This window comes from Alphaproteobacteria bacterium (genome assembly GCA_033762625.1).
In the GTDB taxonomy this organism is placed as follows: domain Bacteria; phylum Pseudomonadota; class Alphaproteobacteria; order UBA9219; family RGZA01; genus RGZA01.
Genome location: JANRLI010000007.1, coordinates 176,346 through 192,622 on the forward strand (window position 1 = coordinate 176,346; position 16,277 = coordinate 192,622).

19 protein-coding genes are annotated in these 16,277 nt (G+C 48.9%); 6 read left to right on the forward strand and 13 right to left on the reverse strand.

Annotation, left to right across the window (positions count from 1 at the left end):
* Positions 1 to 15: 15 nt before the first annotated feature.
* Genes SFW65_04610 through rpsF form a run of 4 tightly spaced genes read right to left on the reverse strand, consistent with a single transcriptional unit; the run spans position 16 to position 1,714 of the window.
* Entirely contained in the window at positions 16 to 348 is a 333-nt protein-coding gene (locus SFW65_04610) for a hypothetical protein (GenBank protein MDX1922391.1), read from the reverse strand.
* 3 nt (positions 349 to 351) lie between these two features.
* On the reverse strand, positions 352 to 963 hold the full coding sequence (gene rplI, locus SFW65_04615) for a 50S ribosomal protein L9 (GenBank protein MDX1922392.1): 612 nt from the start codon (positions 961 to 963) through the stop codon (positions 352 to 354).
* Complete coding sequence (gene rpsR, locus SFW65_04620) at positions 960 to 1,277, reverse strand: 30S ribosomal protein S18 (GenBank protein ID MDX1922393.1); 318 nt, start codon at positions 1,275 to 1,277, stop codon at positions 960 to 962. Before rpsR ends, rplI begins: the two co-directional genes overlap by 4 nt.
* Positions 1,274 to 1,714 carry a 30S ribosomal protein S6 gene (gene rpsF, locus SFW65_04625; protein ID MDX1922394.1) on the reverse strand — a complete coding sequence of 147 codons (441 nt, stop codon included), beginning with the start codon at positions 1,712 to 1,714 and terminating at the stop codon, positions 1,274 to 1,276. Before rpsF ends, rpsR begins: the two co-directional genes overlap by 4 nt.
* A 304-nt stretch (positions 1,715 to 2,018) precedes the next feature.
* On the opposite strand from rpsF, the gene ppa reads away from it, so the two are divergent.
* Together ppa and SFW65_04635 are read left to right on the forward strand one after the other, a co-directional pair.
* Positions 2,019 to 2,549 carry an inorganic diphosphatase gene (gene ppa, locus SFW65_04630; protein MDX1922395.1) on the forward strand — a complete coding sequence of 177 codons (531 nt, stop codon included), beginning with the start codon at positions 2,019 to 2,021 and terminating at the stop codon, positions 2,547 to 2,549.
* A 108-nt stretch (positions 2,550 to 2,657) separates the two neighbouring features.
* Positions 2,658 to 4,118 carry a hypothetical protein gene (locus SFW65_04635; GenBank protein MDX1922396.1) on the forward strand — a complete coding sequence of 487 codons (1,461 nt, stop codon included), beginning with the start codon at positions 2,658 to 2,660 and terminating at the stop codon, positions 4,116 to 4,118.
* 121 nt (positions 4,119 to 4,239) lie between these two features.
* Here SFW65_04635 and rpsA read toward each other — a convergent pair whose 3' ends face one another.
* The 7 genes from rpsA to aroA all read right to left on the reverse strand — a co-directional run bounded on the left by rpsA (position 4,240) and on the right by aroA (position 10,931).
* Positions 4,240 to 6,105, reverse strand: a complete 1,866-nt coding sequence (gene rpsA, locus SFW65_04640; protein MDX1922397.1) for a 30S ribosomal protein S1 — start codon at positions 6,103 to 6,105, stop codon at positions 4,240 to 4,242.
* Positions 6,106 to 6,243: 138 nt separating this feature from the next.
* Positions 6,244 to 6,888, reverse strand: coding sequence for a (d)CMP kinase (gene cmk / locus SFW65_04645; protein ID MDX1922398.1), 645 nt, complete (start codon positions 6,886 to 6,888; stop codon positions 6,244 to 6,246).
* Between the two features lie 31 nt (positions 6,889 to 6,919).
* Complete coding sequence (locus tag SFW65_04650; GenBank protein ID MDX1922399.1) at positions 6,920 to 8,284, reverse strand: FAD-binding oxidoreductase; 1,365 nt, start codon at positions 8,282 to 8,284, stop codon at positions 6,920 to 6,922.
* A 9-nt stretch (positions 8,285 to 8,293) separates the two neighbouring features.
* Positions 8,294 to 8,908, reverse strand: a complete 615-nt coding sequence (locus tag SFW65_04655) for a DUF2628 domain-containing protein (GenBank protein MDX1922400.1) — start codon at positions 8,906 to 8,908, stop codon at positions 8,294 to 8,296.
* A 32-nt stretch (positions 8,909 to 8,940) separates the two neighbouring features.
* Positions 8,941 to 9,213, reverse strand: coding sequence for a type II toxin-antitoxin system YafQ family toxin (locus tag SFW65_04660; protein MDX1922401.1), 273 nt, complete (start codon positions 9,211 to 9,213; stop codon positions 8,941 to 8,943).
* Positions 9,210 to 9,485: a type II toxin-antitoxin system RelB/DinJ family antitoxin gene (locus SFW65_04665; protein ID MDX1922402.1), complete on the reverse strand. Its 276-nt coding sequence runs from the start codon at positions 9,483 to 9,485 to the stop codon at positions 9,210 to 9,212. Before SFW65_04665 ends, SFW65_04660 begins: the two co-directional genes overlap by 4 nt.
* A 114-nt stretch (positions 9,486 to 9,599) precedes the next feature.
* Positions 9,600 to 10,931 carry a 3-phosphoshikimate 1-carboxyvinyltransferase gene (gene aroA / locus SFW65_04670; GenBank protein MDX1922403.1) on the reverse strand — a complete coding sequence of 444 codons (1,332 nt, stop codon included), beginning with the start codon at positions 10,929 to 10,931 and terminating at the stop codon, positions 9,600 to 9,602.
* Between the two features lie 132 nt (positions 10,932 to 11,063).
* Here aroA and SFW65_04675 point away from each other — a divergent pair, with 132 nt between their 5' ends.
* Complete coding sequence (locus SFW65_04675; GenBank protein ID MDX1922404.1) at positions 11,064 to 11,375, forward strand: TIGR02300 family protein; 312 nt, start codon at positions 11,064 to 11,066, stop codon at positions 11,373 to 11,375.
* A gap of 10 nt (positions 11,376 to 11,385) precedes the next feature.
* Here SFW65_04675 and SFW65_04680 read toward each other — a convergent pair whose 3' ends face one another.
* Positions 11,386 to 11,961 (reverse strand): TMEM175 family protein, encoded by a 576-nt coding sequence (locus SFW65_04680; protein MDX1922405.1) that lies wholly within the window; start codon positions 11,959 to 11,961, stop codon positions 11,386 to 11,388.
* On the reverse strand, positions 11,961 to 12,890 hold the full coding sequence (locus tag SFW65_04685) for a glycosyltransferase (GenBank protein ID MDX1922406.1): 930 nt from the start codon (positions 12,888 to 12,890) through the stop codon (positions 11,961 to 11,963). Before SFW65_04685 ends, SFW65_04680 begins: the two co-directional genes overlap by 1 nt.
* 130 nt (positions 12,891 to 13,020) lie before the next feature.
* Between SFW65_04685 and SFW65_04690 the strand changes: the two genes are divergently transcribed.
* The 3 genes from SFW65_04690 to SFW65_04700 are packed head-to-tail and all read left to right on the forward strand — an operon-like array spanning position 13,021 to position 16,277.
* Positions 13,021 to 14,613: a 2-isopropylmalate synthase gene (locus tag SFW65_04690; protein MDX1922407.1), complete on the forward strand. Its 1,593-nt coding sequence runs from the start codon at positions 13,021 to 13,023 to the stop codon at positions 14,611 to 14,613.
* 1 nt (position 14,614) lies between these two features.
* Complete coding sequence (locus SFW65_04695; GenBank protein ID MDX1922408.1) at positions 14,615 to 15,223, forward strand: hypothetical protein; 609 nt, start codon at positions 14,615 to 14,617, stop codon at positions 15,221 to 15,223.
* A gap of 4 nt (positions 15,224 to 15,227) precedes the next feature.
* Positions 15,228 to 16,277, forward strand: coding sequence for a TauD/TfdA family dioxygenase (locus tag SFW65_04700; GenBank protein MDX1922409.1), 1,050 nt, complete (start codon positions 15,228 to 15,230; stop codon positions 16,275 to 16,277).

Sequence of the window (16,277 nt, forward strand, 5' to 3'; positions counted from 1 at the left end):
CCGTTAATCCCATAACTAATCCCATATCACCGGCACGGATGCGCTGAACTGCTTTGACCCGTCATCATCCACCACGCTGAAATACAGCGCTGCGGGTTTGTCGGTTTCCAGTGCAATCATGTACTGGGATGACAGAATGTTTTGCAAGTGCATTTTTGCCGCACCGCTTTGCACCACGATGCCACCGGCATCGACGCGGGCGGAAAGGGTTTGCAGCGGATTATCAAGAAACGGGGCAGGGGCCTGACTGACGATCAAAAGCCATTCGCCCTTCGCATTGCGGACAAGTTCGAAATCACTGATGGTCAGCGCTTCAAAACCTTGTGCCGCAGTGGAAGGGCGGTTCATGGATTAGCCTTCGGATTTAGCTTCAGCAGCTGGTGCAGCAGCCAGTTCTTCAGGTGGCTTTTCAAAGAAGCTTTCCGCGTTGATTTCTGCTTCAGCTTTTTTGTCTTCAGCAGCATTTTCGCGGCGCATCGCAGCCTTGCCAGTCTTTTCCTGGATCTTGGCTTCGTCTTCGGTGCGGGCGATGTTCAGCGTAATGGTCACGCTGACGTCGGCATGCAGCTTCACTGGGATTTGGAATACACCAATCGTTTTAATTGGCGCCGCCAACATAATGTATTGGCGTTCCACGGTGAACCCACCGGCCTTGATAAGCTCGGCGATATCACGAACGGTAACCGAACCGAACAACTGGCCGACTTCCGACGCCTGACGAATGGTGGTGAACTTCTTGCCATCAAGGTTCTTACCTGATTTTTCAGCAGCGGCCTTGGCAGCAGCGTTTGCTGCTTCGATTTCACTGCGCTTGGCTTCAAAGTAAGCAAGGTTTTCCTTGGTCGCGCGCAGCGCTTTCTTCTTTGGCAGAAGGAAGTTACGTGCATAGCCGGGCTTAACCTTCACCACGGTTCCGATTTGACCGATACGGCCAACTTTTTCGAGTAGAATTACTTCAATCATGAGAAGTCTCCTGATTCACGAGCGTAAGGCAACAACGCCATGAAACGCGCGCGCTTGATTGCGTTTGCGAGATCACGTTGGTGATGCGTGGATACGGCAGAAATGCGGCTTGGCACAATTTTTCCGCGTTCGGAAATGTAACGGCCAAGCAGCTTCACGTCTTTCCAGTCCAGCTTTGGTGCGTGGATGCTGTTGAACGGGCAAGTCTTGCGACGACGGAAGAATGGACGACGACCGCCGCCACCTGCACCTGCTGGTGCGCCTTCTTCTGCATTTGCGGCTGCACCGCGGGTATTTTCACGTTCGCGTCTCATGCTGCGTCTCCTTCTTCGCTACGTTGTGGGCGAGGGCGGAAGCCACGATCACCACCTCTGTCACCACCGCGGCTTGGACGATCGCCAAAACCGGTTGATGGGCGTTCATCATCATTGGCGCGGCGAAGAATAGCCGATGGGCCTTCTTCGTGTTCATCAACGCGGATGGTCATGTAACGCATCACGTCATCATGAATACGCATGGTGCGTTCCATTTCGGTGATAGCCGCCGCAGGCGCATCAATATTGATGAGCGTGTAATGGCCTTTTTTGTTTTTGTTGATGCGGTAGGCGAGTGTGCGAAGACCCCATTGTTCGGTCTTGGTCACTTTACCACCTTGGGCTTTCAGTGTTGTTTCGATTTCGCCCGTAAGCGTCTCGACTTGTGCAGGCGTTAAATCCTGCCGTGCGATAAACACGGTTTCATATAGAGGCATGTTATATTCCCTATGGATGCTCAGGTAAGTACGAGATTTTAATATCCCGCCTAACCATAGCTCACAGCGACCACCGCCATGAGCAAGGATGGCCGTGTTTATAGAGGTTTGAAGCGCCATCTGTAAAGCAAAAAGGCCTATAGAAATAAGTGTTATATATCAGGCCTTTGCACAAAATGTTTCACGTGAAACACACGTTAAAATTGAAGAGTCTGAAAAACCAAGATGAAACTTGACGTGAAATGGCGTGAGGCCTACATCATCCCGCAAGTTTGGTATTTTTAAAAAGTAGGACGAATACGTTATGGAAATTAAAAAAATTCCGATTGGAAAAAATCCACCGGATGAAGTGAATGTGATTATTGAAATTCCCCAAGGCGGCAATCCGATTAAGTATGAATTCGATAAAGAAAGCGGCGCAATATTCGTCGATCGCTTTTTGCATACATCAATGGTTTACCCAAGCAATTACGGGTTTATTCCCCACACGCTTTCGGCCGATGGCGATCCGGTTGACGCGTTGGTTGTGTGCCAGATGCCGGTGGTGCCGGGCGCGGTTATTCGTTCGCGTCCGATTGGCGCATTGCTGATGGAAGATGAATCCGGCGGCGATGAAAAAATTCTGATGGTGCCGGTTGACAAGCTGCACCCGTTCTATTCCAAAGTGCAGTCGTATAAGGATTTGCCGCAAAGCTTATGCGAGCAAATTGCGCATTTCTTCCAACATTACAAAGACCTTGAAAAAGGCAAATGGGTGAAGATTGTGCAATGGGTTGGCCCCGATGAAGCCAAGGCGCTGATTGCCAAAGGCATTGCCGACGCTGCTAAAAAATAGCCATTTGGCCAACTTTTTGCGGCTGAAAGTAAAATTAGTCTGTATATGAAGGTGCCTTTTCTAATAACTATAGGCGCAGATTTAAGATGATATTTTACGGCATTATAAATGGCGACCGACGAACAGCACACATACCGACAAGGCATTTCGTATTGGTTTGAAGCAGAAGATGCTTTGCAGGGCTATTTTCAGCATATCGCCGAACAGCATTTCCCCTATGACCCGCAAAAAGCAGCGCAACTGGTAGATTGCCTTGGCCAAGCCTTGCTGCCGGTGGTTGCAAAAACAGGCCGCGTTGAAAATCACGAAAAGCGCACCCCGCGATATTTAAAAGCCATGGAAGAGTGGAGCGCATTATCGGCAGAATTTGTGCACGCAGGTTATGAAATGACCAGCTTCATGAACCGTGTGAAGCGCGAATTGCGCAAATCGATGGGATTTGAAGGTGATTTCAAAGTGCAGCAATACAGCCTTGATCTGATTATCGATTGGCTGGTGGAAGCGGTAGATAAGCAAAAGCATTGGTTGTTCAGTTATGATGCATTGGGCCGGATTGATTTATTCAATCATGCCAAACAGCAGGGGCCAGCCTTGCTTAAGCTAGCCAACGCCGATTTCAAAGGGTTCCGTATGGTGGGATTGGCGCGCGGGCTTGATTATGAAACCGTCAATCTCAATGGACGCCCAGCCGTTACAAAAGACGGGCTGCGTTTTGTAAAGATTAAATCAATTGCAGCACTTGATAAAGCCGGAAAAGATTTACAGAACTGCCTGCGCAACAAACCGCGTGATAATGAATTGCACCTGGACTACCAATCATTATTCCAGTCGGGTAGGGTGGAATTTATTGCGCTGTGCGGCGCACAGGGTGACATTCATGGTCTGCTTAGCGTTCAAAATGGCGTTATTCAGGAAGCCAGCGGCAAACAAAGCGAATTGCTTGGCAGAAAATACATGGCTGCGATTATTGATTTTGCCACGGACCTTGGACTGGATACGACAGAACACGTGTACCGCACAGGAATTGTAAAAACGACCAGTGGGCTTGTCAGTTACCTTGATTTGGTGGACAGGCACCGCCACACCACGCTGCATGTGGCGGGCGATTTGTTGTTAAACAAGATGCGCAGGTCATATGAGACGCACCGCTTGCCATTTGCCCTTCATAATATACGGGTTGATGGTGTTTTGTTCATGCATGATTGCGCAGTTCAGGCAATGAGCCATGTTTTCGCGAACACGATTGCCGCGCTGGGATGCACACTCTTGAAAGAAATTAGCGCAACGGTTTATGCGGGCACATTAATTACCGACCGTTCGCCTGCCGACATGCAGTTGGAAACGCAGCCCGACCGTGCAAGCACGAATATCAATCTGGTCAAAATTTGCAGACCGTTTGAGGTGGGCCAGAAGGGGTATGACGTGGTTCAGATCATGACCGGCGAAGCCTTTGCCGAGTTGCATAGCAGCGGTAATGCGTTTTTACGCGACTACCGCGAAAAACTGGCCAAGCGCCCTGCGTTGGAAACCATTTTCCACGAGATTACATTCCCGCCATCGTTGAGATAAAAAAACACCCGCCCTGTAAGGGGCGGGTGCTTTATTACTTTATTAGCCATTCGCTCTGCGCCTTGTTATTGCGAAGCCTCTGTGCTTCGCACAAACGGCGCAACCGCTCGGGCGATAAGGATTAATCCTTCTTATCTTCTTTGTTCTTCTTCAAGGCTGCGCCGAGGATATCGCCAAGGCTTGCACCTGAATCCGATGAACCGTATTCGGCCATCGCTTCTTTTTCTTCATCAACTTCACGTGCCTTGATGGAGAGGGTGATTTTGCGTGCGCCCTTGTCAATTTGCGTGACTTTGGCATCCACTTTTTCACCAACCGCAAAGCGGTCTGGACGTTGTTCGGTGCGTTCACGTGACAGTTCAGCCTTGCGGATGAAGCCCGTGAGGTTATCAAGCAGGGTTACTTCCACGCCATTTTCATTGGTGGAGGTAATGGTGCAGGTAACCACATCGCCCTTCTTAACGCCCAAGGAAACGCCTTCGAATGGGTCGGCAGAAAGCTGCTTGATACCCAAGGAAATACGTTCTTTTTCGGCGTCGTTTTCCAGAACCTTGAACTTGACAACCTGGCCTTTGGCGTAGTTGGCAAGTGCTTCTTCGCCGGACTTGTCCCATGAAATATCGGACATGTGGATCATGCCATCGATATCGCCGGGCAATGCCACAAACAGACCGAATTCGGTGATGTTGCGGATTTCGCCTTCGAGTTCGGTGCCAGCAGGATGCTTCTCTGCGAACTGTGCCCATGGATTTTCCTGGCATTGCTTCACGCCCAAGGATACGCGGCGTTTTGCACTGTCCACATCCAGAACGACAACTTCGACTTCTTGGCCGGGGTTGACGATCTTGTTCGGGTGCATGTTCTTCTTGGTCCATGACATTTCTGACACGTGCACAAGACCTTCGATGCCGGGTTCAAGTTCAACAAATGCACCGTAATCGGTGATGTTGGTAACCTTACCGCTGAAGCGCGTACCGGCTGGGTACTTGGCTGCAACGCCTTCCCATGGATCGGACTCCAATTGCTTCATGCCAAGGCTGATACGCTGGGTTTCCGAGTTGAAGCGGATAACCTGTACCTTCACGCTTTGGCCGATTTGCAATGCTTCGGATGGGTGGTTGATGCGCTTCCATGAAATATCGGTAACGTGGAGCAAACCATCAACACCGCCCAGATCAACGAACGCACCGTAATCGGTGATGTTCTTGACCACGCCTTGCAGGATCTGACCTTCCTTGAGGTTGGATACGAGTTCAGTGCGTGCTTCGGCGCGGCTTTCTTCCAGAACAGCACGGCGTGACACAACGATGTTACCACGCACGCGATCCATCTTTAAAATCTGGAATGGTTGCGGGGTGCCCATCAATGGGGTGATGTCCTTCACCGGACGGATATCGACTTGGGAGCCTGGCAAGAATGCAACTGCGCCTTGGAGATCAACGGTGAAACCACCCTTAACCTTACCAAAGATGATACCGTTAACACGGGTTTGCGAGGTGTGGGATTGTTCGAGCAATACCCAAGCTTCTTCGCGTTTTGCTTTTTCGCGTGATAGCACGGACTCGCCATTGCGGTCTTCCATGCGTTCTACGAATACGTCAACAAGGTCACCGTTCTTCAATTCAACATTGCCCGATGCGCCGAATTCGCGGATGTTAACGCGGCCTTCGGATTTCAGACCAGCGTCGATAACAACGAAGTCTTTTTCTACAGCGATGATGCGACCCTTTACAACCTGACCTTCAAGGCTCTTTTGCTTGCCATAGGCTTCGTTGAAGAGGTCTGCAAACTTTTCACCCTTTAGGTACTGGGTGTAATCTTGTTCATCAGGGGTGATGGTGATGGCGCGGCGTTTTGGTTGGCTGCGGCTGTTGTTGCGGTTGTTTCTGTCACCGCGACCTTCTTTACCGCCTTTTTTCGCGCGGTCGTTCTTCTTGGGCTCTGCGGATGCTTCGCCGTCTTTGGGTTTACGTGCTGCTTGTGTCATTGAGTTTCTTTCTTGAAGACCTGACGTCTTCGGCGGAGTGGGTTAGTGTGTCAAAACGTGAGAGTCATTTTTTGTCACGCATCATGTCCGCACATGAGTTGCGTGAAATAAACGCCACGTCGCTTGGCACATGCCAAGCTATCTAAATGAATTTACGATTTTCAGGGCGGCCGCAAAGGCTTCATCCACATTCAAATCGCTGGTATCCAGTTTCACAGCATCAACTGCAATTTTGGATGGCGCGGTTGTTCGGGTTTCATCCCTTGCATCCCGTGCCTGTAAATCCGTTAGAACGGCGTCATATGTAGTGGTTTGCCCTTTATTTTGCAACTCTTTAAATCGCCGTTCTGCCCGTTTTTCAGCAGAAGCGGTAATAAACAGCTTAATTTTAGCGTGTGGGGCGATAACGGTGCCAATATCGCGGCCATCAAGCACCGCGCCGCCCGCCTGATTAGCAAAGGATTGCTGTAATTCCACCAGTTCGCGGCGGACTTCGGGCATCGCTGCAACCATGGAGCTAGGCTGTGAAATGGCGTGCCCCCGCAGCTCCGGATCATCAAACGATATGGTTATAATGTTTTGGCGCAGGTGAATGGCGGCATTACGCGCGGCATCGATATCATCGGCGGCTTTATTCTGACTTTTAAGCGATAGCGCAACCCAGCGGTATAAAAGCCCCGTATCAAGATAGGGGAGGCGAAAATGGTCAGCGAGTTTTCGGGCGATGGTGCCCTTGCCGCTGGCCGATGGCCCGTCGATGGCAATGATAAAGTCATTAGACATGGAATGGGTTTATTGAAGAATGATTTTTAAATCAAGTCACAGCAGGGCGTACCGCATTGGTTAGCAGTTGCGCAGCGCCATGTGCCACATGGCAGGCCCCACGTACTGCTGCAAATTTGGAAGATGTTTCAAGAATACCAACCTTCACGGCTGCTTGGCGCAGTCGTGGGTGAGTGGGGATTAGCACCTGCGTACGGTGGAATTGTAAAAGCATATCGTGAATGCGGCGGTCGCCCTTAAAGCTATCGACCAGCGATTTCGCAATCAGCATGCTTTGGTTCAGGCCAACGCCCGATTGCGCGGCGATGAAATGGACACCTTCTTCGCTGGTAAGGGAGCCGACAATTGGCAACAGATTACTGGATGTATTTAAGCCGCCCACAGTAGGCTTAATGCGGTAATGCCCGTTGGCTAAAAACGGCAGGCGTTCAAATAGTTCACGGCGCACATCGGCAATCATATCGGCGATATTTTTTTCGGTGGTTTCATGGTTGGGGCTACCAAAACAACCGCCAAACCCCATCGCCAAATAGCCATCGCTGCGCAGGCTGAACCATAAAAAATCCCCTTCAAGGGGATTTTGATTGCTCTTTAAATCGCTATCACATCCCGCGAGGGGTTGTGCGTTTGGCGAGATACGTTTGAAATCATCCTTGGCGAGGCGCACAGCGATGCGACCCGTATAAACCGTAACTGTACGGTGATGCAGGAATTCGATTTGCCGACTGAGAATATCTCCGCCTGCTAAAACCAGCTTGTCGGTTTGCAGCATTTGGCCAGTGGTGAGAATGACTGCATGTTTTTTTGATGAGCGTTTTAAGGGTTCGTGCGAGTCATATTCGCTGCCTTCCGCAATGATGCCGCCGCGCTTAACAAAGGCGTCCGCAAGGCCATAGATGAATTTGGGCGTATCAAAGGATGCAATATCGGGAAAATGTAGCCCCACATTGTAGCCATTGAAATCAGCAAATTTTTTTAACGCTGCGCCTTCATGGAATTCGGGTTCAGGAATGCCCAGCGCGCGGCGGGGCCTCATGAATTCATCAAGCTTTGAGAATTCGGATGCCTGTTCATCGACAATCCAGTAGCCATGCCGCGCGCCGCATTTGATTTTTTCCCGGGCAATAATTGCATCAGTCAGTTTGGATGTTTCGATGGTTTCGCGGTAAAGCTCCAAGGCTTTATCTTCGCCAAGTAATTTGACGAGTTCGCTATAGTCCGCTTCAAACCCGGGCATGCGGTGGCCGCCAGAACGTCCTGAAAGGCCGGCGCCTGTGCCTTTGCGATCAAGAACCAGAACGGAGTGATTTGGAAACTGGCATTTGTAAAAATAAGCGGTGGCAAGGCCGGCAATGCCAGCCCCCACAACAATCAAATCATGCTTATCTGGAATCATGCGATAAGCTTATTCGTTTGGTGCCTCTTTTGGCACGATGATTTCACCGGGAATGTGCGAACCATCTGTGGGTAATTCCATCTGGTAAGGTGTGCCGGTGATGGTTGGTTTGGCTGATGTAACCGTGTCATAAATGGCATAAGCCAAATAGCCAGCAATTACCGCTGTGCCTATATAAGCAGCAGTGTTGGAAACGCCGCCAGCTTGCGCCAGTTTCTTGGTGGTGACCTCTTCGGTTTCCCCGAGTTTGCGGATCTCAAGGATCTTTTTGGCGTTCACTTGCAAATAAATCATGCGGCTGATTTGCTGCACGGCGATCGCATAGACGATGCCCGGAATATTTTTAATGCCGGCCATTTCAAGGCCAAGGTCAATACAATAAACGATGACAAAATAGGCAAGCATCGACCAATACATCTTTCGGTATAAAAACCAGACAGGTGCAAGGCCGAGCGCAAGCCAGTTGATGTTTTTGAAATCGAATAGGGTTTTGGGACGCTCCGCGTATTTTAATGCGCGCCATGTTGGTTCGTACTGTGCCCAGTTTTTTCCGGTAAAAAGGGCCATATCGGCATCATCGACCAAGTGGATGTCGGATTGCTTTTTTACCTGCTGATTGTTCATTTAATATTACGCCTAGATTAATGTGCACTGGATTATTTAAATAGTTCTGAATGGCTGCCTGTTCGAACTAAGTATAGAATATCGTCTTTTATAGAATAAATAAGCAGCCAATCAGGTTTTATGTGGCATTCGCGATGCCCTCTCCAGTTATTACTAAGTTTATGATCATTATACTCTTGAGCAAGCCTTTTGCGAGAAGCTAAGGTTAGAATAACTAATTCCAAATCATCGAGTTTTTTGTTTTGCCGCGCAATTTTCTTTAAGTCTTTCTTGAAACTGCTGGTTCGATGAATGCGTAAAGTCATTTTTTCTTCAGTGCTTTAAATTCTTTTCTCAACTGTTCTATTGTAACTTCTTCAGTTTGGCCTTCCTCAACTTCGTGCATGGCTGCCAATGTCTCAGCATTCGGTACCCGTGCGGTAGGTTGAAATGGCAGCCCATTGCTATTGACGCTTTGTTGAAGAAATAATCGAACAGCTTCTGATGTTTTAAGGCCGATGGACGAAAAAACCATATCCGCCTGCGCTCTAAGGTCAGAAGAAATCCTTATTTGCAATGTGTCTGTGTTTGTAGTCATTGTCAATCCTTTTGTAATACATTTGCAATAATAATACTACAAAAAGTAGTTACATTCAATTCGTTTTTTTGCAAAAGTGAAAAAAGCGAACAAAAAAATCTAATAAAAACAATATTATGAAATACTTGCACCAAGATTATTCATGAGGCCAACAAAATTCGGGAAGCTGGTGTTAATAAAACCGCCATCATCAATATTTACAGATTGCTGTGATGCCAGCCCCATTACCAAAAAGCTCATCGCAATACGGTGGTCCATAGCGGTAGCAATAGTGGCGCCGCCTTTTGGTGCTTTGCCGTTGCCATTCACAATAAGTGTTTCGCCTTTTATCTCGTGTTCTACGCCGCAGGCTTTCAACCCATCGGCGATCATTGCCAAACGGTCGCTTTCCTTTACCCGTAGCTCGCCCAAGCCATCCATCGTCGTGGTGCCATCGGCATATCCGGCAAGGACTGATAATATAGGATATTCATCAATCATCGATGCAGCACGGCTGGCAGGAACATGCACGCCTTTTAATGCGGAATGTTTGACGCGGATATCGGCAACTTTTTCGCCAGCCTGCATGCGTTCGTTTTCATAAACAACATCGCCGCCCATTTCGCGCACTGTTTCATAGAAGCCCGCGCGCAGCGGATTAATGCAGACATTTTTAACGAGCAGGTTTGATCCAGAAGTAATCAGTGCGGCAGCAACAGGGAAGGCAGCAGAGGAAGGGTCTGCGGGAACATCAATATCCTTTGCAATCAATTCCGGCTGGCCATGCAGATGAATAACATTTTTACCTTCCTTATTCTTGGCATAGGTAATCTTCGCGCCAAAATGTTCCAACATGGTTTCGGTATGATCGCGCGTGGGGGTGGGTTCGATAACCGTTGTTATACCAGGGGTATTTAAGCCACATAACAGCACGGCGGATTTCACCTGCGCCGATGCAACGGGCAATGAATAGGTAATCGGAATAGGGGATGATGTGCCGATGACGGCAAGCGGCAAACGACCGGCGGAACGTCCATGAAAGCTGACGCCCATCTGTTGCAAAGGAATAGTCACACGCGCCATGGGGCGTTTACGTAAACTGTCATCGCCTGTGAAGAAGGTTGTGAAGCCATAGCTGCCGACCAGCCCCATCAACAATCGCGTTGAGGTGCCGGAATTTCCTAAATCGAGAATATTGTCTGGTTCCAGCAATCCGCCAACGCCAACGCCCTGCACCCACCATGAACCGTCGGCATTCTTGCCAGATTGCACACCCATTTGGGATAGCGCCTTTGCGGTGTTCAAAACATCTTCACCTTCGAGTAACCCGCGGATGGTGGTTTTGCCAATCGCCATGCCACCCAGCATAAGGGCACGGTGGGAGATGGATTTATCGCCCGGAACAGTCAGTTCCCCCTTTATGGAATTGGCATTATGGCTACTTAGGGGCTGGGGTACGTGCGACATAAAAGTGCTTTTACATTAGGGAGTTAGGGTGTTTTCAAAATAGTTTTGACAGCAAACCTCACCTATGGCAAGTCAGCGGCTCTGTTTTTCACAATAATCAAGATTCCAATAGTCATTCTAGGGAGTTACAACGTGGTCAATCCGGATTGGGGCATTAAGCGTACCTGCCATTCCTGCGGCGCTAAATATTATGATTTTAAGAAGAAGGCACCCGAATGCCCAAGCTGCAACACGCTGTTTGATCCTGAAGCGCTGCTGAAGTCACGCCGCCGCGCGATGCCGGAAGAAAAAGTGAAGAAGGTTGAAACCGTTGAAGAAGTGGTGGTGGATACCGAAGAAGAAGTCGAGGAGACCGAGAGCGATGAAGTGTTGGAAAACACCGACGATCTTGGCGGCGACGACGTAGAAGTTGAAGCCGAAAAGGAAGAGGAAGAAGAGAAATAATTCTCGACTTCTATTCCTTCAGGGCGCGTTCAATGCGCCTGTCCGGAATTAGCCAGATAATCGCAACGATCGTGTAGATGATGTTTGCTACTGTAGGCATCACGAAGGACGATGCAATTCCGCAGCAATATAAAAGCGGTGATAGCTTGCCTTTGATATCACTCCCCAATGCTTTGCGCAGGATGGAATTCGCGCCATGCGAACGGATAATCACCAATTGCAGGATGTAATAGGCGATCGCTGCCATCAGCAACATGACACCATATACAGCGGTGGGTACTGGTGCAAAGTGGTTTTCCCCCATCCATGCGGTTGCAAACGGCACCAGCGATAGCCAGAACAGTAAATGCGTATTTGCCCATAAAATGGAACCAGATACATGATGCACCGTGTGCAGCATGTGGTGATGGTTATTCCAATAGATGGCCACGTATATAAAGCTCAGCACGTAGCTTAAAAACACCGGCATCAATTCCAGTAGCGCGGAAAAATCCGCGCTATGCGGTGCTTTCAATTCCAGCACCATGATGGTGATGATGATGGCGATCACGCCATCGCTGAATGCGGCCAATCTCTCGCGTTCCATTATCTTCTCCTCCTTATATCGGGCTTTCGCCAGAACACTGTGCTTAAGCCCCATGTCAGTGCGCGTGCGATGGTTTTGAAGCTCGCTTTACGTGCGCTTTGAACCGATTTACGTTTTTGCCAGAGCTGTTTGGGATGCTTGAATGCAGCGATTAGACCCGATAGCCGCGCATTAAAGTGCAGCACATCGCATAGCATGAACACGTGAATTAGAATGTGTAGCGGGAGGAGTGGATAGAACAATGCATCCGGCATATTCTTAACAAACGTCCAGACGATATTCCGACTTGTATAATAATACGCTTCCTTATGCGGATGTTCGGTCACAAATAAAACCGCTTCGCTCGCCAATATTGCGTGATGACCCGCAAGGCGAAGGCGGAATGCCAAATCGGTATCTTCGCACATGGTTTCAAATTCGTCGTCAAACCCGCCCAGTTGTTCAAACACATTTTTTTGAATAAAGATGCAAGCCGTGTTTGCACCAAAGCATTCGCCTTCATCGGGCAATACATCCATCGGCCAGTCTTTGCCGCCGCAGAATGGAAAGCCCGCAAAGAAATAGGATTTCCCCGCAGCCGCCAGCATTTCCGGTGCGGCATTATCCAACTGGGTTGCTGCAAACATGGCGCAATCGGGAAAGCGCAGGGATGCGGCATAGAGCCGTGCGAGGCATTCATCTTCCAAAACCGAAGTGGCACCTAGGAATAAAAGCCATTCGCCTGCGGCCTGCCTTGCGGCCAGATTTTTCGCAGCAATGATGTTCGATGTATCCGCTTCGATGCAGCGGAAGCGTTCGTCCGGCAGCGGGTGTTTTAGACCCACCACCAATACTTCAATATCGCGCTGGGTTTGCTGTGCTATGCTGGTTAAGCAGCGGGAAAGCATCCCTCTATCGCCTTTATTCACAACTATTACAGAAAATTTCATTAATGAGGGCCCTTGAAACGCATGATTTAGGCAACAAAATGAATAGAAACCGCCTGAAAACAAAATGAAATGCTGGACAGTAGAGGTGCTATTCTGCACTAATTAGGAGATAAAAAAAGGACTAAAAAAAATGGCAAAGCCGACGACAAATGCAGTAAACGACAAGAACCGTGTCATCATTTTTGACACGACGCTCCGTGACGGGGAACAATCCCCGGGTGCGGCGATGAATCTTGAAGAAAAACTGCGCATTGCGGCGGTCCTTGAGGAGCTTGGCGTCGATGTGATCGAAGCAGGTTTCCCCGTGTCTTCAGCGGGCGATTTTCAGGCTGTGAATGAAGTCGCAAAGCTTATAAAGAATTCGACCATCTGCGGGTTGGCGCGTGCCGCCAAGACCGATATTGAGCGTGCAGCCGAAGCATTAAGGCCGGCGGCGCGCAAGCGTATCCATGTATTCTTGTCCACATCGCCATTGCACATGAAATACAAATTGCAGAAGGAGCCGGAACAGGTATTGCAAGCGGTGATTGATGCAGTGAGTTATGCGCGTAATTTAACCGACGATGTGGAGTGGAGCGCGGAAGATGGTTCGCGCAGCGAACCAGACTTTTTGTGCAGATGTGTTGAAGCTGCGATTAAGGCGGGTGCAGGCACTATAAACATTCCTGACACCGTTGGTTACACCACCCCTGATGAATACGGCGCGATGTTCAAAATGCTTATCAACCGCGTGCCGAATGCTGACCAAGCGGTTTTCTCCGTGCACTGCCATAATGATTTGGGCTTGGCGGTTGCAAACTCGCTCGCTGGTGTTATTAACGGCGCGCGGCAGGTGGAATGCACCGTGAATGGCTTGGGTGAGCGCGCAGGGAATGCGGCGCTCGAAGAAATTGCCATGGCATTAAAGGTGCGCGGCGACAGAATGCCGTTTACTACCGGAATTAATACTGAAGTCATCACACGCGCATCGCGCTTGGTGTCGGGTATTACAGGTTTTCCTGTGCAGCCGAACAAGGCAATTGTGGGCGCGAATGCGTTTGCCCATGAAAGCGGCGTACACCAAGACGGTATGCTAAAAAACCGCGAGACGTATGAAATCATGACACCCGGTTCGGTGGGGTTGACCAAGTCGTCGTTGAAGCTTGGTAAATTGTCAGGCCGTAATGCGTTCCGCTCCAAGTTGAAAGAGCTTGGTTATGAATTGGGCGATAACGCGCTGGAAGATGCGTTTAAGCGCTTCAAGGATTTAGCGGATAAAAAACGCGATGTGTTTGATGATGACATTATTGCCTTGGTGGATGATGAAGTTGCGAATGCGTTGGCGCGTATCAAATTCTTGAATCTTGAAATCTATGCGGGTTCAAAAGGTCCGCAGCGCGCGGAGTTGGAATTGGAATTTGATGGTAAGGTGCACAAGGTCACAGCGACCGGAAACGGCCCTGTGGATGCGACGTTTAATGCGATCAAGCAGATTATTCCGCATGAAGCTTCCTTGTTACTGTATCAGGTTCACGCCGTCACCCAAGGCACTGATGCGCAAGCAGAAGTGACTGTTCGTCTGGAAGAAAACGGCCGCACGGTAAACGGGCAGGGGGCAGACCCCGATACGCTGGTGGCTTCGGCGCGCGCTTATATCCACGGCCTGACCAAGCTCATGACCAAGCGCGAGAAAAAAGCGCCGGATGACATGACACTAATTACTTCAGGGAACTTGGCTAGATAACATGTGTGACGTTTCTCAAACTGACCTAATGAGTGGCTTTATTGGAGCATTGGTCGGTGGCCTTTTGTCATTGGCTGGAACGTATATTTCGAATTCATTGCAAGCCAATAATTCGAAAAAAGCAGAAGAAAAACTAATCATGGGTCTTTTACAATCAATCCATGATGAGGTTGAAACCTTATGGGAACTTTATATGAATGGTGTCGGAGCTAATTTAGAAGCTCTCGCTGAAAGACAGCCGTTTTTGTTTTTTTGGCCAATCACTCAAGATTATTTCACTGTGTATGCCACAAATGCATTCCTAATTGGACGCATTAATAACCATGATTTAAGAAAGCTAATTATTGCTGTTTACTCGAGATCTCGTGGACTGGTTGATAGTTTCCGATTAAATAATGATATGGTCCAAAAAAGACAAAATTGCCTAATGATTTTTGCTGAAACTAAAAATCCAGTGCATCAACAACAAGGCATGGCTTTTGAAGCTGCTTTAAGCGAATATGCGGCAAAAATTAGAAAAAGTCATTTTGAAGTAAAAGCTTTAACTTCAGATTTATTGAGAGCCTTAAGAAAACAAGGCGTCTTGAGTCCTTCATCAAAAGTGAAATAATGATATGATCTTGCCCCCTGAACAAACCAATGCATTTGCGTGGTATGGGCCGGATATGGCTGCGCGTGAAAATGAATGGCTGAGCGAGTTATCTACGCAAGAAATTGCAGAGATAGAGAATGCCGCCAAAAAACTCATCGCCGATAATACGGATATAGCGACCATTACCGCCGGTGATTTTCCATTACCGAGTTTGGAAAAGAAACTGCAAGCGATGAAGGAAGAGCTTATTCACGGGCGCGGCTTTGCTGTGCTGCGCGGCCTTCGTGCAACCCATTATGATGAGCGCATGGCTGCGACGCTATTTTACGGTATTGGAACGCATTTGGGAAAAGCGCGCTCACAGAACGCGAAAGGCCATATTCTGGGCCATGTGCGGGATTTAGGATTAAAAAGCAGTGACCCGAATGTACGTATTTATCAAACCAATGAACGCCAGACATTCCACACGGATTCATGCGATGTGGTGGGTTTGTTTTGTTTGAAAACCGCAAAGACAGGCGGCGCATCGTTGCTGGTCAGCTCCACCACTATCTTTAATGAAATGCGTAAACGCCGTCTTGATTTATTGAAGCTGTTGCTGGAACCTATTGCAACTGACCGCCGCGGCGAAGTGCCTGCCGGTATGTTGCCGTATTTTCTTATTCCTGTGTTCAGTTATGAACATGGTTTCCTCACCAGTATTTATCAGCGGCAATATATTGATAGTGCGCAGCGTTTTCCTGACGCGCCACGTTTAACGCCTGCACATATCGAAGCGCTGGATATGTTTGATGCACTGGCCAATGACCCGAAGCTGAATTTTGCGATGCAGTTGCAGGTTGGTGATTTGCAATTTGTCTACAACCACACGCTATTGCATGACCGTACCGGATTTGAAGACTGGCCGGATGATAAGCAAAAACGCCATTTATTACGGCTGTGGCTGGCAGTGGATGGTGATAGGCCATTGCCGGATATCTTCGCTTCGCGTTTTGGGACTACCGAAATCGGCAATCGCGGAGGTATCATTGTTGCCGATACATTGATGCACATTCCTTACACTGCGATTTAA

Coding starts and splice junctions, on each gene's coding strand:
- aroA (MDX1922403.1), bottom strand. CDS start 10,931: ATGTCGCACGTACCCCAGCCCCTAAGTAGCCATAATGCCAATTCCATA.
- SFW65_04665 (MDX1922402.1), bottom strand. CDS start 9,485: ATGACTACAAACACAGACACATTGCAAATAAGGATTTCTTCTGACCTT.
- SFW65_04690 (MDX1922407.1), top strand. CDS start 13,021: ATGGCAAAGCCGACGACAAATGCAGTAAACGACAAGAACCGTGTCATC.
- SFW65_04655 (MDX1922400.1), bottom strand. CDS start 8,908: ATGAACAATCAGCAGGTAAAAAAGCAATCCGACATCCACTTGGTCGAT.
- SFW65_04685 (MDX1922406.1), bottom strand. CDS start 12,890: ATGAAATTTTCTGTAATAGTTGTGAATAAAGGCGATAGAGGGATGCTT.
- cmk (MDX1922398.1), bottom strand. CDS start 6,888: ATGTCTAATGACTTTATCATTGCCATCGACGGGCCATCGGCCAGCGGC.
- SFW65_04610 (MDX1922391.1), bottom strand. CDS start 348: ATGAACCGCCCTTCCACTGCGGCACAAGGTTTTGAAGCGCTGACCATC.
- ppa (MDX1922395.1), top strand. CDS start 2,019: ATGGAAATTAAAAAAATTCCGATTGGAAAAAATCCACCGGATGAAGTG.
- rplI (MDX1922392.1), bottom strand. CDS start 963: ATGATTGAAGTAATTCTACTCGAAAAAGTTGGCCGTATCGGTCAAATC.
- rpsR (MDX1922393.1), bottom strand. CDS start 1,277: ATGAGACGCGAACGTGAAAATACCCGCGGTGCAGCCGCAAATGCAGAA.
- SFW65_04660 (MDX1922401.1), bottom strand. CDS start 9,213: ATGACTTTACGCATTCATCGAACCAGCAGTTTCAAGAAAGACTTAAAG.
- rpsA (MDX1922397.1), bottom strand. CDS start 6,105: ATGACACAAGCAGCACGTAAACCCAAAGACGGCGAAGCATCCGCAGAG.
- SFW65_04650 (MDX1922399.1), bottom strand. CDS start 8,284: ATGATTCCAGATAAGCATGATTTGATTGTTGTGGGGGCTGGCATTGCC.
- SFW65_04700 (MDX1922409.1), top strand. CDS start 15,228: ATGATCTTGCCCCCTGAACAAACCAATGCATTTGCGTGGTATGGGCCG.
- rpsF (MDX1922394.1), bottom strand. CDS start 1,714: ATGCCTCTATATGAAACCGTGTTTATCGCACGGCAGGATTTAACGCCT.
- SFW65_04695 (MDX1922408.1), top strand. CDS start 14,615: ATGTGTGACGTTTCTCAAACTGACCTAATGAGTGGCTTTATTGGAGCA.
- SFW65_04635 (MDX1922396.1), top strand. CDS start 2,658: ATGGCGACCGACGAACAGCACACATACCGACAAGGCATTTCGTATTGG.
- SFW65_04680 (MDX1922405.1), bottom strand. CDS start 11,961: ATGGAACGCGAGAGATTGGCCGCATTCAGCGATGGCGTGATCGCCATC.